The organism is Lysinibacillus sp. FSL W8-0992 (assembly GCF_038008685.1).
Taxonomy (GTDB): domain Bacteria; phylum Bacillota; class Bacilli; order Bacillales_A; family Planococcaceae; genus Lysinibacillus.
Map to the genome: position 1 here is coordinate 2323554 of NZ_JBBOZQ010000001.1, position 21866 is coordinate 2345419.

At 38.5% G+C, this 21866-nt stretch carries 21 protein-coding genes and 1 other RNA gene; 21 read left to right on the plus strand and 1 reads right to left on the minus strand.

The window, feature by feature from the left end:
• Positions 1-88 precede the first annotated feature (88 nt).
• The 17 genes from hisS (at position 89) to NSQ74_RS11670 (ending at position 16429) form a co-directional block, all read left to right on the plus strand.
• Positions 89-1354 (plus strand): histidine--tRNA ligase, encoded by a 1266-nt coding sequence (gene hisS, locus NSQ74_RS11590; protein ID WP_340823464.1) that lies wholly within the window; start codon positions 89-91, stop codon positions 1352-1354.
• An 18-nt stretch (positions 1355-1372) separates the two neighbouring features.
• Complete coding sequence (gene aspS / locus NSQ74_RS11595; RefSeq protein ID WP_340823466.1) at positions 1373-3142, plus strand: aspartate--tRNA ligase; 1770 nt, start codon at positions 1373-1375, stop codon at positions 3140-3142.
• 137 nt (positions 3143-3279) lie between these two features.
• Positions 3280-3483: non-coding RNA, 6S RNA (gene ssrS, locus NSQ74_RS11600), on the plus strand.
• Between the two features lie 322 nt (positions 3484-3805).
• Positions 3806-4963, plus strand: coding sequence for an N-acetylglucosamine-6-phosphate deacetylase (gene nagA / locus NSQ74_RS11605; protein ID WP_340823468.1), 1158 nt, complete (start codon positions 3806-3808; stop codon positions 4961-4963).
• A 30-nt stretch (positions 4964-4993) separates the two neighbouring features.
• Positions 4994-5716 (plus strand): GntR family transcriptional regulator, encoded by a 723-nt coding sequence (locus tag NSQ74_RS11610; protein ID WP_340823470.1) that lies wholly within the window; start codon positions 4994-4996, stop codon positions 5714-5716.
• A 1-nt stretch (position 5717) separates the two neighbouring features.
• Positions 5718-6440 (plus strand): SIS domain-containing protein, encoded by a 723-nt coding sequence (locus NSQ74_RS11615; RefSeq protein WP_340823471.1) that lies wholly within the window; start codon positions 5718-5720, stop codon positions 6438-6440.
• A 17-nt stretch (positions 6441-6457) separates the two neighbouring features.
• Positions 6458-6727 carry an HPr family phosphocarrier protein gene (locus tag NSQ74_RS11620; protein WP_340823472.1) on the plus strand — a complete coding sequence of 90 codons (270 nt, stop codon included), beginning with the start codon at positions 6458-6460 and terminating at the stop codon, positions 6725-6727.
• Complete coding sequence (ptsP, locus tag NSQ74_RS11625; RefSeq protein ID WP_340823474.1) at positions 6721-8433, plus strand: phosphoenolpyruvate--protein phosphotransferase; 1713 nt, start codon at positions 6721-6723, stop codon at positions 8431-8433. Before NSQ74_RS11620 ends, ptsP begins: the two co-directional genes overlap by 7 nt.
• Positions 8434-8472: 39 nt before the next feature.
• A complete protein-coding gene (locus tag NSQ74_RS11630; protein ID WP_340823476.1) occupies positions 8473-9648 on the plus strand; it encodes a GNAT family N-acetyltransferase in 1176 nt (391 codons plus the stop codon).
• Between the two features lie 262 nt (positions 9649-9910).
• Positions 9911-10222, plus strand: coding sequence for a PTS sugar transporter subunit IIB (locus NSQ74_RS11635; protein WP_340823478.1), 312 nt, complete (start codon positions 9911-9913; stop codon positions 10220-10222).
• A 12-nt stretch (positions 10223-10234) separates the two neighbouring features.
• Positions 10235-10555 carry a PTS lactose/cellobiose transporter subunit IIA gene (locus NSQ74_RS11640; protein ID WP_340823480.1) on the plus strand — a complete coding sequence of 107 codons (321 nt, stop codon included), beginning with the start codon at positions 10235-10237 and terminating at the stop codon, positions 10553-10555.
• 36 nt (positions 10556-10591) lie between these two features.
• Positions 10592-11923 carry a PTS sugar transporter subunit IIC gene (locus NSQ74_RS11645; protein WP_402762285.1) on the plus strand — a complete coding sequence of 444 codons (1332 nt, stop codon included), beginning with the start codon at positions 10592-10594 and terminating at the stop codon, positions 11921-11923.
• Positions 11924-11949: 26 nt separating this feature from the next.
• Positions 11950-13032 carry a DUF871 domain-containing protein gene (locus NSQ74_RS11650; RefSeq protein WP_340823484.1) on the plus strand — a complete coding sequence of 361 codons (1083 nt, stop codon included), beginning with the start codon at positions 11950-11952 and terminating at the stop codon, positions 13030-13032.
• Positions 13033-13106: 74 nt separating this feature from the next.
• A complete protein-coding gene (locus NSQ74_RS11655) occupies positions 13107-14096 on the plus strand; it encodes an N-acetylglucosamine kinase (RefSeq protein ID WP_340823485.1) in 990 nt (329 codons plus the stop codon).
• 170 nt (positions 14097-14266) lie between these two features.
• Entirely contained in the window at positions 14267-15028 is a 762-nt protein-coding gene (locus NSQ74_RS11660) for a tRNA threonylcarbamoyladenosine dehydratase (RefSeq protein ID WP_172772163.1), read from the plus strand.
• A 274-nt stretch (positions 15029-15302) separates the two neighbouring features.
• Positions 15303-15689, plus strand: a complete 387-nt coding sequence (locus NSQ74_RS11665) for a hypothetical protein (protein ID WP_340823487.1) — start codon at positions 15303-15305, stop codon at positions 15687-15689.
• A gap of 221 nt (positions 15690-15910) precedes the next feature.
• Positions 15911-16429 (plus strand): hypothetical protein, encoded by a 519-nt coding sequence (locus NSQ74_RS11670; RefSeq protein ID WP_340823489.1) that lies wholly within the window; start codon positions 15911-15913, stop codon positions 16427-16429.
• Between the two features lie 220 nt (positions 16430-16649).
• Here the strand turns inward: NSQ74_RS11670 and NSQ74_RS11675 are convergent, their stop codons facing one another.
• A complete protein-coding gene (locus NSQ74_RS11675; protein ID WP_340823490.1) occupies positions 16650-17933 on the minus strand; it encodes a replication-associated recombination protein A in 1284 nt (427 codons plus the stop codon).
• A 135-nt stretch (positions 17934-18068) separates the two neighbouring features.
• On the opposite strand from NSQ74_RS11675, the gene cymR reads away from it, so the two are divergent.
• From cymR to NSQ74_RS11695, 4 genes are all read left to right on the plus strand, one after another.
• On the plus strand, positions 18069-18488 hold the full coding sequence (gene cymR, locus NSQ74_RS11680; RefSeq protein ID WP_340823491.1) for a cysteine metabolism transcriptional regulator CymR: 420 nt from the start codon (positions 18069-18071) through the stop codon (positions 18486-18488).
• A gap of 102 nt (positions 18489-18590) precedes the next feature.
• On the plus strand, positions 18591-19736 hold the full coding sequence (locus NSQ74_RS11685; RefSeq protein WP_340823492.1) for a cysteine desulfurase family protein: 1146 nt from the start codon (positions 18591-18593) through the stop codon (positions 19734-19736).
• A 106-nt stretch (positions 19737-19842) separates the two neighbouring features.
• Positions 19843-20967 (plus strand): tRNA 2-thiouridine(34) synthase MnmA, encoded by a 1125-nt coding sequence (mnmA, locus tag NSQ74_RS11690; protein ID WP_340823493.1) that lies wholly within the window; start codon positions 19843-19845, stop codon positions 20965-20967.
• Positions 20968-21108: 141 nt separating this feature from the next.
• Positions 21109-21768: a tetratricopeptide repeat protein gene (locus NSQ74_RS11695; protein ID WP_340823494.1), complete on the plus strand. Its 660-nt coding sequence runs from the start codon at positions 21109-21111 to the stop codon at positions 21766-21768.
• Positions 21769-21866: the final 98 nt, after the last annotated feature.

Sequence of the window (21866 nt, forward strand, 5' to 3'; positions counted from 1 at the left end):
ATTTCTCTAAAAAAAGTCGCTCTGTACTGCTGTTTCGCGCTTTACATACGAAGGCTGGCTCATAAGCAATTGAAAAGGAGGTATTTACATGAGTTTTAAAGTGCCAAGAGGGACCCAAGATATATTGCCAGGTCAATCAGAAAAATGGCAAAAGGTCGAAGCAATTATTCGTGATATTTGTCGTGTGTATCGATATAACGAAATTCGTACACCTATTTTTGAACAAACAGATTTATTTGCGCGCGGTGTTGGAGAAACAACTGATGTAGTGCAAAAGGAAATGTATACATTTGAAGACCGAGGTGGTCGTTCATTAACATTACGTCCAGAAAATACTGCTGGGGTTGTTCGTGCATATGTTGAACATAAAATGTTTGGTGCACCCGATCAACCAGTGAAGCTATCTTATTTAGGACCAATGTTCCGTTATGAACGTCAACAGGCTGGTCGTTACCGTCAATTTGTACAATTTGGTGTTGAAGCCATTGGCTCAGCTGACCCTGCAATCGATGCAGAAGTGATAGCATTAGCAATGGACATTTATGAATCAACAGGCTTAAAAGATTTGAAATTAGTCATCAACTCACTCGGTGATAAAGTAACGCGTGATGCACACCGTACAGCACTAATTAATCACTTTGAGCCACATATCCATGAGTTTTGCTCTGATTGCCAAAATCGTTTGCAAAAAAACCCATTACGTATTTTAGATTGTAAGGTAGACCGTGAGCATCCATTAATGGCAACTGCCCCTGCATTAACTGATTTTTTAACAGAGGAATCAGCGGCATATTTTGCTCAGGTTAAAACGTATCTAGATACGCTAGGTATTTCATATGAAGTAGACCCGAATTTAGTACGTGGCCTTGACTACTACAACCATACGACATTTGAAATTATGTCAACAGCTGATGGCTTTGGCGCAATTACAACGCTTTGCGGTGGTGGTCGTTATAATGGGCTTGTAGAAGAAATCGGTGGTCCGAATGTACCGGGCATCGGCTTTGCGTTAAGTATCGAACGTTTATTATTAGCACTTGAAGCTGAAGCGGTAGAGTTAGATACAGAATCAGCATTAGAGGTTTACATGATTGCTATGGGCGATGAAGCGAAACTAAAAGCAGTCGAACTAACAAGCTCATTCCGTGCAAAAGGTATTTCTACTGATATGGATTATTTAGATCGAAAAATGAAAGCACAAATGAAATCTGCAGACCGTTTAGGTGCTAAATATACTATCGTTTTAGGTGAAACAGAAATAGAAGAGCAAGCAGCAACAGTAAAGCATATGGCATCTGGGGAGCAGCAAAAAGTAGCCTTCTCAGAATTAGTGAACTACTTATTAAATAAATGATTTTGGAGGAAATGCAAAATGGCAAAAAGAACACATGCTAGTAACGAGCTTTCTGAAACGTTACAAGGCGAACACGTTGTATTAAAAGGTTGGGTACAACGTCGTCGCGATTTAGGTGGATTAATCTTTATCGACCTACGTGACCGTACTGGTATTACACAAGTTGTATTTAGTCCTGATGTAGCAGAAGCACATGCTTTAGCTGATAAAGTACGTAGCGAATACGTAATCGAAATTGAAGGAAAAGTAATTCTTCGTTCGGAAGATCAAATCAATCCAAATATGCCAAACGGCAAAATTGAAGTGGAAGCGACAAGCTTAATCGTTATTAATACAGCGAAGACAACTCCTTTCCAAATTGAAGATCGTACGGATGTATCAGAAGATTTACGATTAAAATATCGTTACCTAGATTTACGACGTCCTGCAATGTTCGATACGTTCAAAATGCGTTCAGACGTAACACGTACAATTCGTAACTTCTTACAAAATGAGGGCTTCCTAGAAGTAGAAACGCCTATTTTAACAAAATCAACGCCAGAAGGTGCTCGTGACTACTTAGTACCATCTCGTGTACACGAAGGCGAGTTTTATGCATTACCACAATCTCCGCAACTATTTAAACAATTATTAATGGTAGCTGGATTTGAAAAGTATTTCCAAATTGCTCGTTGTTTCCGTGACGAAGACTTACGTGCTGACCGTCAACCTGAATTTACACAAGTTGATATCGAAACAAGCTTCTTAACACAAGAAGAAGTTTTAGAAATGAACGAACGTTTAATTCAAGCTGTTATGAAAGATGTAAAAGGCATCGATATTCCTGCGCCATTCCAACGCATGAAATACCAAGAAGCAATGGATCGTTACGGCTCAGATAAACCAGATGTTCGCTTCGGTTTAGAATTAGTAGCGTTAAACGAAGTTTTCGATGGCTGTGATTTCAAAGTATTTGCTGATACAGTAGCACAAGGCAAGCAAGTGAAAAGTATCAACATTAAAGGTGCGGCTGATAAATACTCTCGTAAAGATATGGATGAGCTTACAAAATTCGTTGGTATTTACGGCGCAAAAGGTCTTGCTTGGTTGAAAGTAACAGAAGAAGGATTAAATGGACCAATCGCAAAATTCTTTGATGAAGCATTAGCTGCTGCATTAATCGAGCGTATGGGTGCTGAAATCGGTGATATTTTAGTATTTGTAGCTGACAAAGCTGATGTAGTTGCAGCATCTCTAGGTGCTCTTCGTACAAAATTAGGTCAAGATTTAGGCTTAATCGATGAGTCACAATTTGCTTTCTTATGGATTACGGACTGGCCTTTATTCGAGTACTCTGAAGAAGATGGCCGATTCAAAGCTGCGCACCATCCATTCACTCGTCCATTTGACGAAGATATCGAATTAATGGATACAAACCCTGCTGCAGTTCGCGCACAAGCTTACGATATCGTATTAAACGGCTATGAGCTTGGCGGTGGTTCATTACGTATTTATGAGCGTGATTTACAAGAAAAAATGTTTAAACTACTTGGTTTCTCAGATGAGGAAGCACAAGCACAATTTGGCTTCTTATTAGAAGCGTTTGAATATGGCGTGCCTCCACATGCAGGTCTTGCATTTGGTCTTGACCGTTTCGTAATGTTACTTGCTGGTCGTAATAATTTACGTGATACAATTGCATTCCCGAAAACAGCAAGTGCAAGTTGCTTATTGACAGATGCTCCAAGTGAAGTGTCTCCAGATCAATTAAGCGAATTAAGTTTGGCAATTAAAACATTTAAAAGATAAAAGTAATGCAAAATACCTGGATTCTCTAACAAAAAATGTTGGGAATCTAGGTATTTTTTGCGTTTTTTGAAAGAATTTATTTTTTTGCTAGAAATCGTTTGAATTATCTGAAATATGGTGTTATTATAACTGTAATACGAATCCTGATGTGTTTGTCTAACTGCTATCTCTATTTAACAGTTTTGACCGAACACTATATCGTCGGGAGCCATCTAATTTTGTAGTGGCAAACAAGCCCCATTTTGGAGAGGGACGTTTAAAGCTATAAAGCGGGCACCCACCTGCAAATTGCGGGTTCAAAACGAATGTTTCATTGGCATTACGGCACAATCGGGATTCGTCCATACATAGCATACTAGAGTCTAGGGGTACGGTATGTCCAATAGCGACTGCCGTAGCGAACCTTAACGTTTACAACGAAGAAGTGTTAGATTGATTAAAGTCAATCTAACACTTTTTCTGTTTTGTCCCAGCATTTTTACGCCTAAAAAGCATAGGGTGTTATTTACTAAATTAAACGAAAAATAAGAAAAATTGTAAAATTTACTTTTTATTTTTGAATTTCCATACTATAATTGGTATAGACAACTATACCAAATAACATAGCTTGTCCTTACGTTAAAAAGTAAGCTTCGTAAAAACATAGACAGCGGAGGTGTTAAATTGAGCAGTACATTATTAATTTCCAATGTAACGATCGTCAACCATAACGAGATACCTTTTAAAGGTGACGTATTGATTGAGAATGGCAAGATAATTAAAGTAGGTAAAGAATTATTCGATAAGGCAGAGCAATATATTGAAGGCAAGGGGAAAGACTTGTTACTATTTCCTGGCTATATTGATATGCATATTCATGGATCGGCAGGCAATGATGCAATGGATGCTACACAGCAAGCGCTTCATAATATGGCTGCGTCATTAGTTAAAGAAGGTGTCACAGGCTTTCTTGCAACGACGATGACACAAGCGCCAGAAGCGATTGAAAATGCATTAAAGACAATCTCGCAATTTGAAGATGGTGACAATGAAGCCAGTTTATTAGGTATCCACGTTGAAGGTCCTTATGTGTCAACGAAACGTGCAGGTGCTCAGCCAATCGACTATATGATTCTGCCATCAAGCGAACAATTTGCGCAATGGCAAACATTAAGTAACAACCGCATTAAACAAATAACCATTGCACCTGAGCTAGAAGGTGGCTTCCCGTTTATTGAAGAGCTTTACAAGCAAGGGGTTATTGTATCAATCGGTCATTCAGATGCAACATTTGAAGAGGTAGAGAGAGCAGTAGCACTAGGTGTCAGACAGGCAACGCATTTATACAATCAAATGCGACCATTCCATCATCGAGATCCAGGCGTTGTAGGGGGAGTACTTGTTGAAGATGCTGTAAAAGTCGAAATCATTGCAGACTTTGTGCATTGCCATCCTATGTCTGTAAAACTTGCCTACCGAGTTAAAGGGGCAGCAGGTATTATTTTAATTACAGATGCTATGCGTGCAAAAGGATTACAATATGGCGATTATGATTTAGGTGGTCAAACAGTCCATGTCACAGAAAGCGGAGCACATTTACCGAATGGAGCATTAGCTGGAAGTGTATTGACGATGGAACAAGCAGTGAAAAATATGAAAGCGGTCACAAATTGTTCGTTGTCAGAGCTTGTTGCAATGTCCTCAACAAATGCTGCGGAACAATTACAATTACGCACAAAAGGCCGTATTGCAGAAGGCTTTGATGCAGATGTCATTTTGTTAGATCAACATTTAAATATTGAAAAAACTATTTGTCGGGGAAAAATTGTATTTGAGAAATAATAGTAAAAATGCGATAGGATGGTGCAAGGCGTGTTAGATAAAAATTCTCATATACCAATCTATATACAAATAGAAGAAGTATTAAAGCAACGGATTTATTTAGAGGAATACAAAATTGGCGAAAATATTCCATCAGAGCGAGAGCTTTCAGTTCAATTTGATGTGAGTAGAATGACTGTCCGTCAATCGATTACCAATTTAGTAAATAGTGGATTGCTTTATCGTGAAAAAGGCAGAGGTACTTATGTTGCCAATCCAAAGTTGGAACAGCCATTAATGGGATTAACAAGTTTTACGGAGGATATGCGTGCAAGAGGTATGGAACCAACTAGTAAAGTACTACGTTTCGAAAAAATTGTACCACCGTTAGATATTGCAGGAGATTTAATGTTAGAACGGGGTGAGGAAGTATTTTTCGTTACAAGGATACGAAGTGCCGATTCTAAACCGATGGCGATTGAAAGAACCTATATTCCAGTGAAAGTATATCCTGAATTAGATGAAAAGAAAATTATGGGTTCGTTGTATGCGCTTATTGAAGCGAAATTCCATCAGAAAATTGGCAATGCCATTCAGCAAATGGAAGCGGCAATTGTAGCAAAAGAAGATAGTAAATATTTGCAAATCAATAGTACTGCACCGGTTTTAATTATTAAACGAACAAGTTATTTAGCAGATGGCGTGCCATTCGAACTTGTGCGAAGTACTTATCGTGCTGATCGATACAAATTTATAAGTGAAATTAAAAGGTGATATGATGCGTGCTTATTTTCATGAACTACAAAGGCTATTAGATCTTGTGCTAGAGCAGGAAAATACGCTATTAGCAGAAGCTGCACAAATGATTGTTTCACGTCTTCAAAGTGGTGGAATTGTCCAATTGTTTGGTTGTGGACATTCACATCTTTTAGCACAAGATGCATTTTATCGTGCGGGAGGACTTGTGCCTGTACGTCCAATTACGGTCGAGCCATTAACTTTATATGCAGGAGCTTTAACATCTTCAAAAAATGAAAAGGACCCAACGATTATCGTACGACATAAAGATGAATTTCAATTTCAGGAAAATGATGTTTGCATCGTCATTTCCACATCTGGTCGAAATAATGCCCCAATAGATGCGGCATTACTAGCAAAACAGTCGGGTATCCTTGTTATGTCTATGCAATCACTTGAGTATTGTGAACAACCAACACGTCATATTAGTGGAAAACGTTTAGAGGATGTTGTGGATGTTGTTATCAACACACATATTCCTGTAGGGGATGGTCTATTGCACCATCAACAGATGCAATACGCACCTGCGTCGACGGTGATTGGTTCTGCAATTCTTCAAGCGCTATTCAGTCACGTTATTGAGTCATTGGCTGATTGTCAGGAAGTATTGCCTGTTTTTGAAAGTAACAATGTTGAATCGAATAAGCATCATAACGAATTGATGATTGCAAACTATCAATCTCGCATTAATTTTGAGTGAAATTTGGAGGGGTATCGATGAAAAAAACATTTAAAATTACAACACCAGAAGGTTTACATGCTCGGCCAACAGCGCTATTAGTAAGTGCTGTCACACCATTTGAGAGTGAGGTTCAGTTAACTTACAATGATAAGTCTGTCAATTTGAAGTCCATCATGGGGGTTATGGCGCAAGGCATCGTGACGGGAAGTACGATTACGGTTTCTGCACAAGGAGCAGATGCAAAACAGCTAATGCAAACAGTTACAGAAGTGATTGTTACTAAAGGAATTGGTGAAGAATGTTAGAAATACAGGGTATTGCCGTTTCTGAAGGCATTGCCTTTGCTAATGCTTTTTGTTTAGTAGAACCAGATTTATCATTTGAGAAATTAACGATAACAGATATACAGGCAGAATTGGAACGTTTTAAAGTAGCACTCGCGCAATCGAAGAGGGAATTACAAGAAATTTTAACACTCGCTCAGAATAAATTTGGCGAGGACAAGGCGGCTATATTTGCTGCGCATTTATTATTGCTAGAAGACCCTGAAATGTTAGCAGCCATTGAAGAGAAAATTAAAACAGGCAGTAATGCTGAGTATGCCTTACATGAAGTTTCCAAGATGTTTATCGGACTGTTTGAAGGAATGGATAATGTTTATATGCAAGAGCGAGCAGCTGATATTCGTGATGTATCAAAGCGTTTATTAGCCCATTTATTAAATGTTGAACTACTAGATATGAGCCGTTTATCAACAGATGTCATCATCGTAGCAGAAGATTTAACACCATCAATGACGGCACAACTAGATACTAATTATGTCAAAGGATTTATAACAGATATTGGTGGGAAAACTTCTCATTCTGCTATTCTCGCACGCTCACTAGATATACCAGCAATCGTTGGAACAAAAACGGCTACTAAGACAATTAAACATGGCACACCAATTATTATGGATGGCTCAAATGGCAATATTATTATCAATGCTACACCAGAAGTGTCAGCATTTTATGAGCAACAGCAGCAGATGCTCAAGCAGCAGCGACACGAGCTCCTTCAATATCGAGCAATGTCGAGCGTAAGTGAGGACGGACATAGTATTGAGCTTGCGGGCAATATCGGCAAGCCAGAAGATGTGGAAAAGGTAATAGATGCAGCTGGAGATGGTATTGGCTTATTTCGAACGGAGTTTTTGTATATGGGACGGCAGGAACTCCCAAGTGAAGATGAACAGTTTCATGCGTATCGCACAGTCCTTGAAAAAATGCAGGGAAAGCCAACGATTGTTCGGACATTGGATATTGGTGGTGATAAGCATCTCCCTTATTTAAAGCTACCAGCTGAAATGAATCCATTTTTAGGTTATAGAGCGATTCGTATTTGCCTAGACCAACAAGCAATGTTCCGTACACAGCTACGTGCATTACTAAGAGCAAGTGCTTATGGCAACTTGAAAATAATGTTTCCAATGATTGCAACGTTAGATGAATGGAGAATGGCACAGCAATTGTTGAATGAGGAAAAAGCACATTTGCAAGCACAAGGGGTTGCAATAGCTGAGGCAATTGAACTCGGAATAATGATAGAAATTCCGGCAGCTGCGATGATTGCTGATTTATTTGCAAAAGAAGTAGACTTTTTTTCGATCGGTACAAATGATTTAATTCAATATACTTTGGCAACAGATCGTATGAATGAAAATGTCTCTTATCTATATCAACCATATCACCCAGCAGTACTGAGACTTATAAAAAATGTTATTGATGCAGCACATAAGCAGGGAAAATGGGTAGGTATGTGCGGTGAAATGGCAGCAGATGAAATAGCAATACCTATTTTACTTGCTTTAGGCTTAGATGAGTTTTCCATGAATGCGTCTTCCATTCTCAAAACGAGGGCACATATTGCAAAGCTTTCAAAGGAGCGGTTAGTTCACCATATTGAGCACCTTTTAATGCTATCAACTGCATCTGATGTTGAAGCATATGTAAAAAAACATCTAGGTATTTAAGTTCTTATTTTTGAATATTCTGAAAATAAGGAGGGCGTCATGAACATACAATACGTTCCGGCAAAAGATTATCAACAAATTCATCGATTACGAGATTATTGCTTTCCAAATAAATATAGCGGTGCGCGGCGCGATGATTTTCATTATTGGATTGAGCATAGTGCAACTTTAGGTGCTTATGATGGCGATAAGGTTGTTGGGCAGCTATTAATACTACCGCTTAATATGACGATACATGGTGAAAACTATGAAATGGGTGGTATTGGATTTGTGGCAACATATCCTGAGTACCGTCAGCAAGGAATTATAAAAAAGCTAATGACTGCTTCTCTAGAGGAAATGCGACAACATGGGCAAACCATCTCGGTACTTGCACCCTTTTCCGTTTCTTTTTACCGTTATTTTGGTTGGGAATTATTTTTTGACAAACTACATTATGCTATTCCTAACTCACAGTTTCCTCATTTCGGCAAACAGTTAGATGTTGTAAAACGTATGAGCTTTGAATGGCCGGATAGTACGTTGTTCGAAGCAATTCAACAATTTCATAATGCACAGGCAAGTGTTACAAATGGTGGGATGCTACGTGACGCAGCATGGTGGAAACGCATTGAAAGAAGATCACCTGAAAGCCATTTTGCTGCGTGTTTTCTGGAACAAAAAATAGTAGGGTATATCCGCTATACGATTCAAGATGGCATCTTTACAATTCATGACTTTATTGTGGAGGATCATTTAGCAGAACAAGCACTATGGCGCTTTATAACATCACATGCAGCAAGTGTACACACGATCGAAGGAATTACGGCAAAAGATAGCCATTTTGGTTTTAATTTTGAAAATCCACAATTTCCAAAAAAGATTATACAAGATGTCATGGTCAGAATCGTGGATGCTTTTGCCTTTATGCAACGCTATCCATGGGGAGATTTACAGCAAACTTTGTACGTTCGTCTAGAGGATCACTTTTGTCCGTGGAATGAACATATTTACATGATAAATAAAGATGGTGAGATCTCGATAATTGAGGAAAATTCCATGTGTGAAAAGCATATGCTTACATTACCAATCAACTTATTTTCTGCGATGATGGTCGGTTATCTTAGTGTGAAAGATGCAGTGACTTTTGCGAATAAAGAGCTAGGTGACGAAGAAATACACCATTGGCAACAGGCAATTCCAGCGAAGCGACCTGCATTTTATGAATATTTTTAACTTGCTGCAGCAGATGATAAAAAACGAAAAAATTTTTTGAATATTTTTCTGGACTATACCAGTTAGTTAAAGCCATTATTTAGCAAGTATCGAAGCAATAGCCCAATTATTTATTAGCTTTGAAAAGGTATAAAATGACTAAAAAAGTATATTGTGGTATATACCAATTGGTGCTATTCTCAATATAAGAAAGCGATTTCATTGGAGTCGTCAATTCGTTAAAAGGTTCTAAATTTAAAAAAACAAAAAGGGAGTGCTGACGATGAAAAATATTATGTTAGTTTGTGTTGCAGGGATGAGTACGAGTTTACTAGTTTCGAAGATGCAGAAGGCTGCACAGGAACAAAATATTGAAGCTGATATTTTTGCTATAGCTGAAAGTGAGGTAGATAAAGTTTTAGCAAATAAGAAGGCAGATGTACTGTTACTTGGACCGCAAGTTCGTTACTTAAAATCAACATTCGAAGTAAAATTCAAAGATTTAAATTTGCCAATTGATGTAATCAATATGGCTGATTACGGCATGATGAACGGTGGAAATGTCTTACAACAGGCATTGAAGCTAATTGGATGAGGAGGCAAGCCAATGGATGAAACAGCAATGATGCAGTCCATTATGGGCTTAATCGTCCATAGTGGTAATACGAAAAGTGAATGTATGGAAGCACTTCAGTTAGCAAAAAAGGGGCAAATTAACGAAGCAAAGGAAAAAATAAAGCAGGCAAATGAAGCGCTAGTCGAGGCTCATCATTCACAAACAGCATTGTTAACGCAGGAAGCAAGGGGAGAAAAAGTCGAAGTATCGATGCTATTAATTCATGCACAGGATCACTTAATGAATGCAATAACGTTTCGTGATTTAGCGCAAGAAATGATCGAACTATATGAACAAATCAAAGGGGAGTAACATCAGTTTTTGATGTCACAATAAAAAGCAAAGGGAGTGTGTGGAATGTTCCGATTTTTAGAAGAAAAATTTGTGCCGGTAGCTGCTAGAGTTGGGAGTCAGCGTCATTTAGTTGCCATTCGTGACGGTTTTATTACGATTATGCCATTGACAATTGTAGGCTCGTTAGCTGTATTAATTAATAACTTACCAATTGACTTTTACCAAAATGCACTGGACTCCATTTGGAAGCATGAAACATGGACGCAATGGGGCGGAAATATGTGGGGTGCGACATTTGGTATTCTGTCGCTGTTACTCGCGTTCGCAATTGCTTATAACTTAGCAAAAAGTTATAACAAAGACGGTCTTTCAGCTGGGGTTATTAGTCTTTCAAGTTATTTGACATTCGGTACGTTTGGTGAAGGCGGTTTATCAGGTTTAACAACTGGAACGGGCGGGATATTTATCGCCATTATCGTGTCCTTGTTGTCTACTGAATTATTTTGTAGGTTATCAGGTAATAGTAAGCTACTAATTAAAATGCCTGATGGGGTACCGCCAGCAGTTTCGAAATCATTTGCAGCATTGCTGCCAGCTATTATTACAATTGGTGTTTTTGCATTAGTTCGTACAATTATTTCTGCAGGTTTTGATATTCCAGATATTGTTGGTTCATTCTATTCAACGATTCAGGAGCCGTTTATGGGCTTAACAAATACGTGGGTTGCTGCCATAATTTTAGCCTTTATTCCAGCATTCTTATGGACGCTAGGTGTTCATGGTGCTAACATTATCGAGCCATTTATGCAAACGATTAATTTACCTGCGATTGATGCAAACGTTGCAGCAATTTCTGCTGGCAAAGTTGCACCTTATATCGTGAATAAGCCATTCTTTGATGCATTCGTCAATATGGGTGGATCGGGTACGACAATTGCACTTATTATCGCGATTTTCATTATTGCACGGAAAAACAAGCAATATAATACCGTTGGAAAATTATCCGCGGCACCAGGGCTATTTAATATTAATGAGCCATTACTATTTGGTCTACCAATCGTTTTAAATCCAATCTTATTTATACCATTTATTTTAACGCCAATGGTAAACGTAACAATTGCTTTCTTTGTCACAAAATGGGGTTGGGTTCCTGCGGCAACTGTTGCAGCCCCATGGACTACACCGCCTATAATTAACGGATTTTTAGTGACACAATCTTGGACTGGAGCTGTTTTAAGTCTTGCGTTAATTGTGATATCAGTTTGTATCTATCTTCCATTCTTAGCGATGGCAAACCGAATTGCTAAACAAGACCAAAAAAAGGCAGAGCAAGCACAAGAACAACAAGCTGAAATTACAGCTGAGAATCCAAAAGTAGAAGTGTAATAGCTAAGCATTGGAGGTATTGTCATTTGAGAAGATTAGGAATTTCACTCTATCCACAGCACAGCACGCTAGAAGAAATGCAACAATATGTTCAGCTAGCACACGATAATGGTTTTGATCGTATTTTTACATGTCTTCTATCTTTAAACAATGAACATGAAAAGCTTAAATTGCAGCAAATCAATTATTTTGCAAAACAGCTAGGCTTTGATATTTCTGCTGATATTGCACCGGCTGTTTTTGAAGATTTAGGCTTAACGTATAAAAATATTGATTATTTTAAAGAACACTACCATCTGGCGGCATTGCGTTTAGATATGGGATTCTCAGGTCAAGAGGAAGCGTTAATGTCTTTTGATGATAGTCAGTTAAAAATTGAGCTAAATATTAGTAATGGAACGAAATATGTGGATAATATATTATCCTACCAACCGAACCGTGACAATATTATAGGCTGTCATAATTTTTATCCAAGACGATTTACGGGTCTTTCAAGACAGCATTTTCTTGCAACATCTAAAAATTTTAAAGCCAACCATATACGGACAGCTGCGATGATTTCATCGCAGCATGCACTGTACGGTCCTTGGGAAAAAACCGAGCATGGCCTACCAACACTAGAAGAGCATCGCGATTTACCGATTACTGTGCAAGCGAAAGATTTATGGCATACAGGCTTAATCGATGATTGTATTATTGGCAATATGTATGCCTCAGAGGAAGAACTAAAAGCATTAGGACAATTAAATCGGCATAAGTTGGAGCTGAAAGTTGTACCATCCTCTGAAACAACGGTGTTAGAAGAAGCAGTCTTATTCAAAGAGCCTCATTTTAATCGAGGTGATGTATCGGATTACGTTATTCGTAGTACACAATCGAGAGTGAAATATAAAAATGGTGATTTCCCAGTTCACGATACGCATGCATTGCAACTAGGGGATGTCACGATTGATAATAATTTAGATGTTCGCTATAAAGGTGAACTACAAATAGTTTTAAAGGAAATGCCGAATGCTGGCTCTACAAATGTAGTTGCCAAGGTAGTGGAGGAAGAACGCTTTTTAATAGCGCAAATTCAACCATGGGCGTCATTCGGATTTACAAAATAATTGAACTTAAAAGGAGGATTAAGCCGACAATTGTATGTGCTTAATCCTTTTTCATATAGAAAGGAGCAAATAGGATGTATGTGCTAGCGATAGATGGAGGGGGTACAAAAACTTGTGCTGTTATTTGTGATGAATATGGCACTATTTATGGCAAGGTGATGACGTCACGTAGTAACCCAACTGCAATGGATGCACATGATTTTGAGGCAACAATTCACGGATTGTTACAGAAAATGCAGGAGCAAACGCCACAAATATTGCCAGCAATACATAGTTGCTTTGCTGGCATGGCAGGGGTGAAGGAACGGCAAGCTGAAGGCATAGTAGAAAGTATTATTCGTCAATATGTTGATCAGACGACGACCGTTGTAATAGAGAATGATGCTTTAATTGCGCTATATGCTGGTACGATGGGACAAGAAGGAATTGTCCAAATTGCTGGTACGGGTGCGATTACGATGGGGTTCAACCATCAGCATATGGTTAATCGTGTTGGTGGCTGGGGGTACTTATTTGATGATGAAGGTAGTGGTTATGATTTAGGTATTCATGTGCTAAAGGCTGTTTTTCAAAGCTATGATCAGCGTGCACAGCCAACCGTTTTAACAGATATAGTACTACAACATTTCTCAGTTGATTGTGTTCCGCAATTAATTGAACATATTTATGGAGTGGAGCACCCAAGAACAGTGATTGCACCAATTGGCAAATATGTTTTTCAAGTTGCAGAAAAAGGAGACCGTATAGCCAAACACATTGTGCAAGACGCTTGTGTCAAATATTATACGGCGATAAAAACATGTTATGCCAGCATGTCATGGGGGAGAGAAAATGTACCCGTAGTATTAGCAGGCGGTGTATTTTCGAATAATCCTACTATTGTTTCGCACCTTGAACAATTAGCATTAGCAGACCAGTTGCCGATACAATTTATTTTACCTGATTTAGAGCCGATTGGTGGGGCGGTTGTCGGAGCCTTTAAACAAGCGCACGTTCAACTAGATGTGTCATTTATTGAAGCGTTTCAAGCAAATTTTGAGAAATGGGAAAATGAAAATGTCTAAATAGGCTAAAACAACCCTCTATGCGAAATTTTTTAGTACAACAACTGTGCGAGTTCTTTTTGAGAATTTCCACTTGAACAATATCATGATAGAATGTAATATAGGTTTGATTTTATCTTAGTATATAACTAGGTTTACTAATAAAAATTGGATAGATGGAGAGTGTAAGGATGTTACATCAATTTTCTCGTAACGAGCTCGCGATAGGTACTGAGGGACTCGAAAAATTAAAAAATACAACAGTAGCCATTTTAGGTGTAGGTGGCGTCGGCTCATTTGCTGCAGAGGCATGTGCTCGTAGTGGGATTGGTCGCATTATTTTAGTTGATAAGGATAATGTAGATATTACGAACGTTAACCGTCAATTAGTAGCGTATCTTTCAACAGTAGGAAAATCCAAATCTGGCGTTATGAAAGAGCGTATTGCTGATATTAATCCAGAATGTGAAGTAATTGATATGCATATGTTTTATACGGAAGAAACATATGAGGAATTTTTTGCACAAGGAATCGACTATGTTATTGACGCGAGCGATACGGTGATCTATAAAATTCACATTATGAAAGAATGCTTAAAACGTAACATCCCAATTATTTCAAGTATGGGTGCTGCCAATAAAATGGACCCAACCCGCTTCAAAATCGCGGATATTTCGAAAACACATACAGATCCATTAGCGAAAGTTATTCGTACAAAATTACGAAAAGATGGTATTCATAAAGGGGTAACAGTTGTATTCTCTGATGAAAGTCCGATTGTCGTACGTCCAGATGTCGTAGAGCATGTGGGTAAACCAGATGCCGCTATCCGTAAGGCGAAAATGCCACCATCTTCTAACGCATTTGTCCCTTCTGTTGCAGGTTTAATAGCAGCAAGTTGGGTAGTCAATAAAATTGTAGAAGATGTGAAAATTACTCGCGTACAAGGTTAAGCCATTTGTCTTGTATTTAGCAGTAGCTAGCATATTAAAAATGTTTTTATGTTAATTAAAAGAAGAATCTGCAAAGTTTTCCTTGAGGAAGTTGTGAGTTTGTGCCTGCACATGCTCACTTTTTCATAGACGACTTGTAGATTCTTTTCTTTTATGACAAGAAAATCAGTAGGAGAAATGACTAAAAATGCTCCCTTATGTTACTTACGCAACAGACGTTCACTTTTTCTATGTTACAATAGGGCTGTTATAAAAGAGGGGGCATTCATTAATAATGGAGCAAATTTATCAAATGGAATATAGAGGATTGAATCTATTCGATGAAATTAGCACAGTGGAATTAGCGATTGATGAGGAGAGAAAGACGATACATATTTTTGATGTTGGACAGGTTGTGACACCTGTTTTTAATTTTGATGTATCTGCTTATGAATTATCAGATGGCTTTTACAAAATGGCGGATATACTTCGGCATAAACGAATTTTAACTGAACAGCAACCAGCGACAGAGCTGACGTTAAGCCAATGGCTAATTACGAATAATGCGTATTTTTATATTCCAAAACAAAGAATTAAAAAATATGCAAACGGTAGCATCGTCGAAATAATAAATCAAGAAAAGGAACAATTTTTGTTTGATTACTATATACAAAGAGTTTAATTTTACCAAAATAATTAATTTAACGTACACAAAATGCTAATAATTCACGAAATTGCCTTATTTTTTTCATGTCCTCACTTCTTCTTTTGGTTTATTGCTATAATTTGAATAATTCCAATATATAGAGATAATAGGTCAGCTTGTTTGGAATGTTCAAATCTACTTAGGGGAAGTGGAAATGGCGTTTGCTAAAACAAATGAGAACATGGGAGAGTGGAAAAATGAAAATACAAGTAATTCGTGAACATTTAGATATCGTAAAACTTCAAGAGAAAATGAATAGTATTGTATTTGATTATTTAGATACGTCTAATAATTACACAAAAGCCACGAGAGCTTTAACGCCTTTATATACACAAGCTACAACATTTTATAAGGAATATTTAGTTGCTAGAGCTGGTGAATTACCGAAAGCCAATACATATTGGCATTTGTTTATAGATTGTAGTGCCAAGCTTTGTTATTTTTTAGCTGCATCCATTTATTATTCTTCAAATGAGCTACAAAAAACACCTGAAAAAGTAGCGCGTTTATTAACGACTGCCGCCCGTTCTTTACCAAGTATTGAGCAGGAAGAGAATGAGGAGCTATTAGCTGCGATTATCGCTCTATATGGTGATGTAATAGAAAATAGTGATCAGGTAGCAGCTTTAAGAGACGAAGTCCTTGCCCAAAAAGGTGACGTCAAGCAATGTTTACAGCAATTTAAATTGTTTGTTGAGAAGGAATCCATAAATTAATAAGTAATGAATTATTACCATTGTCGAAAAGCATAACGACAATGGTTTTTCATTTTTGTGAGGGAAATGTAGATAAAATTGTTTATGTGCCTGGCACTCCATTACGCTATCCGTCCAGCACAAGTTGTAAGAAGCAACCCCCGCTATCTCGCGGTCTGTTGCGTCTTACGTTGCGTGCGTTCTTTTAAAGGTACGGTAAATTGTTTGAGTGCCTGGCACTTTACTTGTGACGGAATGATTTAAGCTTATCGTAAATACTTGCCATCCGTTTCTCTTCACCTGCAATAACTGGTTTATAAAAATCTGTACCAACAAGCTCATCTGGTAAATATTGTTGATCTACCCATCCACCAAAAGTACCGATAGGGCTGTTATGCGGATATTGATAACCAACATGCCCTAAATCTTTGGCCCCTTCATAATGTGCATCACGTAAATGGTGTGGAATATCTCCCGTTTTACCTGCGTGGATACTTGCAATAGCAGCATCAATAGCAGCTATTGCAGAATTTGATTTTGAAGCAAGGCACATTTCAATTACAGCACTTGCTAGCGGAATCCGTGCTTCAGGTAACCCTAAACGTTCTGCTGCCTGAACAGCGGCAAGCATGTGTGCCCCTACTTGAGGGTTGGCAAGACCAATATCCTCATAGGCCATGACGAGTAAACGGCGACTAACTGCAACCAAATCGCCTGTTTCAAGTAAATGTGCTAAATAATACAACGCAGCATTCGTATCGCTCCCACGTACCGATTTTTGTAATGCTGACAGCAAGTTATAAAAGTGTGAGCCATTTTTATCACCGTACACGCCAATTCTGCCAATAAGATGTTCTAGAATATGGTCAGAAGCTATTGTTTGTCCGTTCACTTCATCACTTGCATAATAAATCGACTCGAGCAATGTTAGTGCTTTGCGTGCATCGCCATTTGCTGCTGTTGCAATTTGTTCAATTTGTGGATCTGTCAGTGCAAAATGATACTTTCCTAGTCCTCGTTTGTCATCAGAAAGGGCCTTTTGAATAAGTTCTATTAAATTTGCAGTTGTTAATTTTTTTAACTGATGAATTTCTCCGCAACGTGAGCGAATAGCAGGGTTTACATCATGATACGGATTTTCAGTTGTCGCGCCTATTAAAATAATAGAGCCATTTTCCACATGTGGTAGTAATGTATCCTGCTGTAATTTATTGAAACGATGTATCTCATCTAGAAACAGTATAACTTTCCCAGAAATTCTTGCTTCTTGTACAATATCTTCAACGTCTTTTTTTCCAGCACGAGTCGCATTAAGTGCGAAAAAGGGTAGTTTAGAGCTTCCTGCGATGGCATTTGCTATCGATGTTTTACCTATGCCTGGCTCTCCGTATAATAACATGGAAGGAACATGCCCATTTTGAATCATTTTGTATAGAGCAGTATCAGGACCGACGAAATCTTGTTGACCAATGATTTCATCTAGCGTTAATGGGCGCATCCGATATGCAAGTGGTTCATTATGCAAAAGAATATCCCCTTTCGTACGTTTGTTCTAATTCATAGTATATCATAACCTTCCAAGAGTATTTCCGAGTTCTTCAAGAGGAGATTATGATATACTGTTGGTAGTATTTTGACTAGACTAATTGAGGGTGATAAAATGAAAATTTCTACAAAGGGCCGTTACGGTCTCACGATTATGATTGAATTGGCAAAGCATTATGGTGAAGGGCCAATTCCATTACGCAAAATTGCTGCTGAAAAAGAGCTTTCTGAAGCGTACTTAGAGCAACTCGTATCACCATTGCGCAATTCGGGCTTGGTAAAAAGTGTTCGCGGAGCTTATGGAGGTTACATGCTTGCAAACCCACCTAGTGAGATTTCTGCAGCGAATGTAATTAGTGTATTAGAAGGACCGATTCAGCCTGTAGAGGGTATCGAAAATGAGGAAGCGCCTCAACGTGAACTATGGTTACGAATCCGTGATGCTGTGAAAAATGTATTAGATACAACGACTATTGAAGATTTAGCACAGTATACAGAGGAAAATGCAACAGACGGCTATATGTTCTATATTTAATATTTCTAGGCTAAAGCACCTCCAAAGGTATAAACGCTGTTACGTTATTACTACTTGGGAATGAATAGTGCTTTAGTGTTTTCGTATAAAGGAGTTTTCAACATGAATTCATATATCTATCTTGATCATGCGGCAACATCCCCGATGAATGACAAGGTAATAGACGCGATGACTTTGGCGATGCGTGATGTATTTGGAAATGCATCAAGTATTCACGGAGCTGGACGAGAGGCGCGCAAACATTTAGATAATGCACGTGATGTCCTAGCACAATCAATAGGTGCAAAGCCAGGGGAAATTATTTTAACAAGTGGCGGTACGGAAGCGGATAATACGGCCATTATTGGAACTGTTACTGCGCGAGCTGCTGAAGGAAAGCACATTATTACAACTCAAATCGAACATCATGCGGTGTTACATACTTGTGAGAAGCTAGAACGAGAGGGCTTTGAAGTGACGTATTTACCAGTTGATGCGCATGGACGCATAACTGTCGAAGCGGTACAAGAGGCATTACGTGACGATACGATTCTCGTAACAATTATGTATGGCAATAATGAAGTTGGTTCAATTCAGCCAATTGCTGAAATAGGTGAGTTGTTACGTGAGCATAAAGCGTCGTTCCATACAGATGCTGTTCAAGCTTATGGTTTAGAGATAATAGACGTGGAAGCTTTGCAAGTTGATTTATTAAGCGTGTCTGCGCATAAGATTAATGGGCCAAAAGGGATTGGCTTCCTTTATCAGAAAACTGGTACACCACTTGCTAGCTATGCGTTAGGCGGTGACCAGGAGAAAAAACGTCGTGCTGGTACTGAAAATATACCGGCTGTTATAGGCTTTGCTACTGCTGCTGAAAATGCAAGTCAGTTGCGTGAAAGTAAGCGAACACTGTACAATCGCTTTAAACAAATTATGCTTGAAGTTTTTACACATGAAAATTTAGTATTTCATGTTAATGGCGATACACAAAATGTTTTACCGCACGTATTAAATGTCAGCTTTGCTAATATGGAGGTAGAGTCATTTTTAGTGAATCTTGATATGGCTGGCATTTGTGCATCTAGTGGTTCTGCATGTACAGCTGGTACAATTGATCCTTCACATGTGTTAGTTGCTATGTACGGCAAAGGGGCAGAAGAGTTACGAAACTCTATTCGCTTTAGCTTTGGCCAAGGTCTAACAGAAGAAGTTGTCCGCCAAGCGGCAGAGAAAACAGCAGCGATTGTGAAAAAGCTGGCAAAATAATTTGTTAATTACTATCAATTTAAACCGAATTAATTAAATGCTATGTAAATTTGCAAAGCCTTATAGTTCGGTTTATATGAATTGAATAAAAGAAAAGGTGACCACAATGATCGAAACACGTGACCCATCGGAAATTCGTGTCGTCGTCGGCATGTCAGGTGGGGTAGACTCTTCAGTTGCTGCATATATGCTAAAGCAACAAGGGTATGAAGTAATTGGTATTTTTATGAAAAACTGGGATGATACAGACGAAAATGGCGTTTGTACAGCAACAGAAGATTATGAAGATGTAATTAAAGTATGTAATCAAATTGGCATTCCCTATTATGCTGTGAATTTTGAAAAGCAATATTGGGATAAAGTTTTCACATACTTTTTAGAAGAATATAAAGCGGGACGCACACCTAACCCTGATGTAATGTGCAATAAGGAAATTAAGTTTAAAGCATTCCTAGAACATGCAATGGATCTTGGTGCAGATTACTTGGCAACAGGACATTATGCACGCATTGATCGCAGTGGTGATGGCGAAGTACGTATGCTTCGTGGTGTTGATGATAATAAGGACCAAACTTATTTCCTTAATCAATTATCGCAAGAACAACTAGCGCATGTAATGTTCCCAATTGGAGATATTGAGAAAAAAGAAGTGCGTAAAATTGCAGAAGAAGCAGGTCTTGCTACTGCCAAGAAAAAGGATTCGACTGGAATTTGCTTTATTGGAGAGCGTAATTTTAAAGAGTTTTTAAGTCAATACTTACCTGCTCAACCAGGCAAAATGGAAACGATGGATGGCGTAGTTATGGGGCAACATGATGGTTTAATGTATTATACATTAGGTCAACGTCATGGTCTTGGTATAGGTGGCGACGGTGAGCCTTGGTTCGTACTTGGAAAAGATTTAGCACGCAATGTGTTACTTGTCGGCCAAGGGTTCGACCACGATGCTTTATACTCAACTTCGCTGACAGCTGTGAAAATGGGCTATACTTCGACAAAAAAATTGCCCGGGAAATTTTCTTGTACTGCGAAATTCCGCTACCGTCAAACAGACACACCTGTTGAGGTAGAAATTTTAGAAGATGGTCGCGCACACATTGAGTTTGCGGAACCAGTACGTGCCATTACACCAGGACAGGCTGTTGTTTTATATGACGGTGAAGTTTGCTTAGGTGGCGGTACAATTGATGAAGTCTTTAAAAGTAATGAAAAACTAACATATGTTGGATAACTTGCAAAAGGGCTGCAAAACATACTTATTTCAGTTGATTTCTTAGGAAATAAAGAAATACATTGAGTTACTATAGTCACTCAGTGTAGACGAATAAGCGATCGGATTTGCAGTCTTTTCGCTACATAGAGGTGAAATGATTTGGATTTTAACGAGCAGGGCATACTTGCATTCCAAGAGAAGCGTTATGAGGATGCTGCACAGCTATTTACCCAAGCAATTGAAGCAGAACCTGATAATGCAATTGGCTATGTGAATTTTGGGAATTTATTGGCTGTACTAGAAGATACAGAACGAGCAGAACGCTTTTTTCAAAAGGCAATTACTGTAGACGAAACGGCAGCTACTGCATATTATGGCTTAGCTAATTTATATTATAATGCGGACCGCTATGCAGAAGCGTTAAAACTTTATGAGCAAGCAGTACAGCATAAAATTGCAGGTGCAGATGTTTATTATATGATGGGGAAATGCTTTGAACGAATGGAAAATCCAAAGCTCGCATTGCCATATTTACAACGTGCGGCAGAGATTGCGCCTGAAGATACACAAATTCGACTTGCGTATGCTATCGTGCTATGTGCATTAGAAATGTTCGAAGAAGGTAAGAAGGAATTAGATTATTTAATCGAGCTAGATTGGAATAATGCAGATGCTCATTATAATTTAGGTGTTCTGTATGCGGTATCTACAGAACAAACAGAGGATGCTATGTATCATTTGAAGCAGGCATTTACGATTCAACCAGAATATGACCAAGCGCGTTATATTTACGATATGATTGCCCAACGATTTAACTAAAGAGGTTGGGACAAAAGTGAAAAAGTGTTAGATTGACTGTAATCAATCTAACACTTTTTTGCTGTGATCGTTGTTGTCCGCGGGCGCACCGTATGCCC

Bases quoted from the DNA above. Each gene is read 5' to 3' on its own strand.
- NSQ74_RS11620 (WP_340823472.1), top strand. From the start codon at position 6,458: ATGAAAAAAACATTTAAAATTACAACACCAGAAGGTTTACATGCTCGG.
- NSQ74_RS11660 (WP_172772163.1), top strand. From the start codon at position 14,267: ATGTTACATCAATTTTCTCGTAACGAGCTCGCGATAGGTACTGAGGGA.
- cymR (WP_340823491.1), top strand. From the start codon at position 18,069: ATGAAAATTTCTACAAAGGGCCGTTACGGTCTCACGATTATGATTGAA.
- NSQ74_RS11665 (WP_340823487.1), top strand. From the start codon at position 15,303: ATGGAGCAAATTTATCAAATGGAATATAGAGGATTGAATCTATTCGAT.
- NSQ74_RS11630 (WP_340823476.1), top strand. From the start codon at position 8,473: ATGAACATACAATACGTTCCGGCAAAAGATTATCAACAAATTCATCGA.
- mnmA (WP_340823493.1), top strand. From the start codon at position 19,843: ATGATCGAAACACGTGACCCATCGGAAATTCGTGTCGTCGTCGGCATG.
- NSQ74_RS11670 (WP_340823489.1), top strand. From the start codon at position 15,911: ATGAAAATACAAGTAATTCGTGAACATTTAGATATCGTAAAACTTCAA.
- NSQ74_RS11685 (WP_340823492.1), top strand. From the start codon at position 18,591: ATGAATTCATATATCTATCTTGATCATGCGGCAACATCCCCGATGAAT.
- hisS (WP_340823464.1), top strand. From the start codon at position 89: ATGAGTTTTAAAGTGCCAAGAGGGACCCAAGATATATTGCCAGGTCAA.
- ptsP (WP_340823474.1), top strand. From the start codon at position 6,721: ATGTTAGAAATACAGGGTATTGCCGTTTCTGAAGGCATTGCCTTTGCT.
- NSQ74_RS11635 (WP_340823478.1), top strand. From the start codon at position 9,911: ATGAAAAATATTATGTTAGTTTGTGTTGCAGGGATGAGTACGAGTTTA.
- aspS (WP_340823466.1), top strand. From the start codon at position 1,373: ATGGCAAAAAGAACACATGCTAGTAACGAGCTTTCTGAAACGTTACAA.
- NSQ74_RS11615 (WP_340823471.1), top strand. From the start codon at position 5,718: ATGATGCGTGCTTATTTTCATGAACTACAAAGGCTATTAGATCTTGTG.
- NSQ74_RS11655 (WP_340823485.1), top strand. From the start codon at position 13,107: ATGTATGTGCTAGCGATAGATGGAGGGGGTACAAAAACTTGTGCTGTT.
- NSQ74_RS11640 (WP_340823480.1), top strand. From the start codon at position 10,235: ATGGATGAAACAGCAATGATGCAGTCCATTATGGGCTTAATCGTCCAT.